This is a genomic window from Burkholderia sp. HAN2018 (assembly GCF_024704855.1).
GTDB lineage: Bacteria > Pseudomonadota > Gammaproteobacteria > Burkholderiales > Burkholderiaceae > Burkholderia > Burkholderia cepacia.
On the sequence record NZ_QOBB01000384.1, the window covers coordinates 1 to 3,975 of the forward strand.

At 70.1% G+C, this 3,975-nt stretch carries 4 protein-coding genes; 3 read left to right on the plus strand and 1 reads right to left on the minus strand.

Annotation, left to right across the window (positions count from 1 at the left end):
* Window positions 1-373: 373 nt before the first annotated feature.
* A complete protein-coding gene (locus DPV74_RS39755; protein ID WP_027791198.1) occupies window positions 374-781 on the plus strand; it encodes a DUF427 domain-containing protein in 408 nt (135 codons plus the stop codon).
* Window positions 782-1,123: 342 nt separating this feature from the next.
* Window positions 1,124-2,116, plus strand: a complete 993-nt coding sequence (locus DPV74_RS39760; protein WP_027791197.1) for a sulfonate ABC transporter substrate-binding protein — start codon at window positions 1,124-1,126, stop codon at window positions 2,114-2,116.
* A gap of 36 nt (window positions 2,117-2,152) precedes the next feature.
* Here DPV74_RS39760 and DPV74_RS39765 read toward each other — a convergent pair whose 3' ends face one another.
* Window positions 2,153-2,737 carry a putative glycolipid-binding domain-containing protein gene (locus tag DPV74_RS39765; protein WP_119339177.1) on the minus strand — a complete coding sequence of 195 codons (585 nt, stop codon included), beginning with the start codon at window positions 2,735-2,737 and terminating at the stop codon, window positions 2,153-2,155.
* Between the two features lie 174 nt (window positions 2,738-2,911).
* Here DPV74_RS39765 and DPV74_RS39770 point away from each other — a divergent pair, with 174 nt between their 5' ends.
* Window positions 2,912-3,820 (plus strand): LysR family transcriptional regulator, encoded by a 909-nt coding sequence (locus DPV74_RS39770; protein ID WP_119339178.1) that lies wholly within the window; start codon window positions 2,912-2,914, stop codon window positions 3,818-3,820.
* Window positions 3,821-3,975 lie beyond the last annotated feature (155 nt).

Sequence of the window (3,975 nt, forward strand, 5' to 3'; positions counted from 1 at the left end):
GGCCGCGCCGGCGAGCAGCAGCGACGCCGCGATGCAGCGCAGGGCCGTCGCGGCGCGCGGCGGTTTCCGCACGCGGGGCGCGGCGGGCGAAACGAAAGAGGTCTTCATGGTGGCGGAATCGGTGGCTGTCATGCAAATGACGACGGCCGATCTTCGCGCGTCGCCCGCCGATCGCTTACCAATTAATTGCGCGTTGCTTATCGCTGGATCGGCATCCCGCCGCCGCGGCACGGGGATGTCCGTGCGAGCGTCGGGCACGTGGCCCGCGTGGTCTCTTCCGGCCCCGTGCAGGTTCGCCGAAATGGGCGCATCGTATCGGCTGGCCAACGCCGGCGCGCATCCCGTCGCGCCGCCGATTCCAGGAGGACACACCATGCCTGTCAGCCCCGATACGCCTGCTCGCCCGGTGAAGACGCCGGGCCCCGATCACCCGATCACGATCGAATCGCATCCGCGGCGGGTCGTGGTCAAGGCGGCCGGCCGGATCGTCGCGGACACGCGCCGCGCGCTGGCGCTGCGCGAAGCCGCCTATCCGGCCGTGCTGTACATCCCGCGCGAGGACGCCGACCTGACGCTGCTGCTGCGCACCGATCACGCGACCTACTGCCCGTATAAGGGCGACTGCGCGTACTACTCGATCCCGGTCGGCGGCGAACGCTCGGTCAATGCCGTCTGGACCTACGAGGCGCCCTATCCGGCCGTCGACGCGATCCGCGGGCACCTCGCGTTCTATCCGGATCGCGTCGATTCGATCGAGGAAAGCCCGACCGGCTCCGATTGAGCGTCGCGGCAGCGGTTCAGGCAGCGGCTCGTCGCGCGCCGGGCGGCCACGCGTGCGAGGCGGCGATTTTTCCGGGGCGGCCTGCCATGCCGCCCCGTTCCGGCCGCGATTTGGCTCGTCGCTGCGGGTTTCTGCACCGATCGCCGGATCGAACGCCCGCAACGCGTCCACCGCTGATTTGCATATGCGCATTCGTTGGTTGGCCGCCAACGCAGGCGGACGTATCGTCACGAGTCCGGCGCGGGCCGGCCCGTGGCGTGCAGCGCCCGCACCCGGCCCCGCCCTGCGCCGACCGCGTCGCCTTTCGCGCGCGGCCCGCTCCTTCGCCCGCAGGACGCTTCGATGAACGACACACCGCACGCAGACGTTGAACCGACACCGGCGAACCCGCAGCGCCGCCAGTGGCTGCAAGGCGCGGCCGCCGGGCTGGCCGGGCTCGCGCTCGGCCCGCTCGCCGGCCTGCCCGCGCACGCCCAAGACAGCGGCACGCGGCTGCGCGTCGGCTTCCAGAAATACGGCAACTTCGTCGTGCTCAAGGCACGCGGCACGCTGGAAAAGCGGCTCGCGAGCCAGGGCGTCACGGTGCAATGGCTCGAATTTCCGGCCGGCCCGCAATTGCTCGAGGGCCTGAACGCCGGCGCGATCGACGTCGGCACGGTCGGCGAGACGCCACCGATCTTCGCGCAGGCGGGCGGCGTCGATTTCGTCTACATCGGCAACGAGCCGCCCGCGCCGCAGGGCGAGGCAATCGTCGTGCTGCCCGATTCGCCGATCCGCAACGTCGCGCAGCTGCGCGGCAAGAAGGTGGCGTTCAACAAAGGTTCGAACGTCCACTACCTGCTCGTGAAGGCGCTCGAACACGCGGGCCTGACGTATGCCGACATCCAGCCGATCTACCTGACGCCCGCCGACGCGCGCGCCGCGTTCGTGCAACGCAACGTCGATGCGTGGGTGATCTGGGATCCGTACCTGGCCGCCGCAGAGCGGCAGATCGGCGCGCGCGTGATCGCGAACGGCGAAGGGCTCGTGCGCAATACGCAGTACTACCTCGCCGCACGAAAATACGCGGCCGCTCATCCGCAGGTGCTGCGCGCGCTGCTCGACGAAGTCGACGCGGTCGACCGCTGGGCACGCGACCATGTGGCGGAAGTCGCCGCACAACTGTCGCCGCTCGTCGGCCTCGACGCGCCGACGCTCGAAGTCGCGCTCAAGCGCGCCGGTTATGGCGTGCAGCCGATCAGCGACGCGACGCTCGCGTATCAGCAGAACATCGCCGACGCGTTCAGCGCGCTGAAGCTGATTCCCGGCAAGCTGTCGGTGGCCAGCGCACGCTGATGCACTGCCGCCGACGCACGGCGCGGCACACGTGCGTCAGCGCGCGGGGGCCGCGCCGATGCGCCGCCATTCGTCGTAGTCGGTGACGAGGCCCGCTTCGTCGACCGCGATATCGGCCGCATACGTGCCGCTTTCATAGCGGTACACGTGCTCCGCCGTGCGGGTATAACGCTGCTCGCCGCGCACGAACTCGAAATCGGGGAAGCGCAGCCACGCGGTATGGATCACGGCCGCCTCGCCGACGGCCAGCCCGAGCCGCCGGATCGGCAACGTGTTCGTCGACGGGCTGAAACCGAGATCGATATCGGTCGCGCCCGCGAGCGCCGGTACGTCGACGCCGTCGATCGTCCAGCGCCCTGCGTCGCACGCGATATCCCGCTGCCGCGGCGGCTGCGTGCCGCCCCACTGCGTGATGCGTGCCGCGCGCGTGAGCCAGTCGGCGCCGCACGAGACCGCGTAATCGACACGAAACGGCGCGCCGTCGATCGCGCCCGACACCGACCCCGACAAGCCGATACCCGTTCGCGACTCGACGAGCCTGCACCATTCGGCCGCCTGCCAGGTCTGCACGATCTGCCATGCGACGCAGCGCGTGCGCACCGCTTCATCCTGTCGCGTCATGTCATCGTCTCCAGTCGATCGCACGGAAGCCGATTGTCGCCCATCGCCCCGGCGAACACACGCGGCTTACGCAACCGATGGTCAGTATCGGGGCGCTCCACACCTTCAGTCAGCCGTGCTTTGGTACCATCCGTCGATCGGCATCAACCGGAACCGGACAAGGGGCGCAACTTCATGGATTTGCTGGCGACGATGCGCATCTACGTCAGGGTCGTCGAGCGCGGCACGATGTCCGGCGCGGCGCGCGATCTCGACATGGGCCAGCCGGCCGTCAGCGAGCGCATCGAACGGCTCGAGAAGCATCTCGGCACACGGCTCCTGATGCGCAGTGCGCGCACCCTCGTGTGCACGGAAGAAGGCCGGATCTTCTACGACCGCAGCAAGGCGCTGCTCGAAGCGGCCGACGATGCGGTCGCATCGGTCTCGAAGACGGAAACCGCGCTCGACGGCACGATCCGGCTCGCGGCGCCGCAATGCTTCGGCGAGGTCGTGCTGCCGGGCGTGCTGATGCATGTCCGCACCGCGTATCCGCGCCTGCACATCGATCTGGTCCTGAACGACGACATCGTCGATCCGGTCACGGAAGGCGTCGACATCTCGATCCGCGTCGGACAGCTCGGCGACGGCGGATTCGTCGCGCACCCGGTCGGCGCGGTGGGCCGCCGGCTCGTCGCCGCGCCGTCGTATCTCGACCGGTGTGGCCCGATCGACACGGCGGCCGATCTGGCCAACCATCCGTTCATCCGCGTGAAAGGCGTCTTCGCGAGCGAACGGCTGCCCGTGCAGCACGACGGCGGCCCGCTCGAATACGCGCGCATCCGCACGATCATGACGACGAGCCACTGGCGGCCGATGTTCGACACGATCGCGGCGGGCGGCGGCATCGGCGTGGTCCAGCACCCGGCCTGCGCCGACGCGCTCGCGGCCGGCACGCTCGTCGAGCTCCTGCCGCGCTACGCGATTCCCGACTTCGCGCTCAACGTGCTCGTCCACGCGCAGCGGCCGCTGCCGCCGCGCGTGCGGGCCGTCGTCGACCTGCTGAAGCAGGACATCCCGCCGCTGCTGGCCCGCCCTGCCCGCTGACGACGGCAGCCGCCGTCAAGCCTGCCGCGACTTCCCCGGTTCCTTCACGTGCGCGTCGAACGCGACGCATTGCTCGTCACGCCCGCGGGCCGGATGCGGGCTCGCGGCCGTTGCGCTCGCATGCGCATGCGGCGCGGCACGGCCCGCGCGGCGGG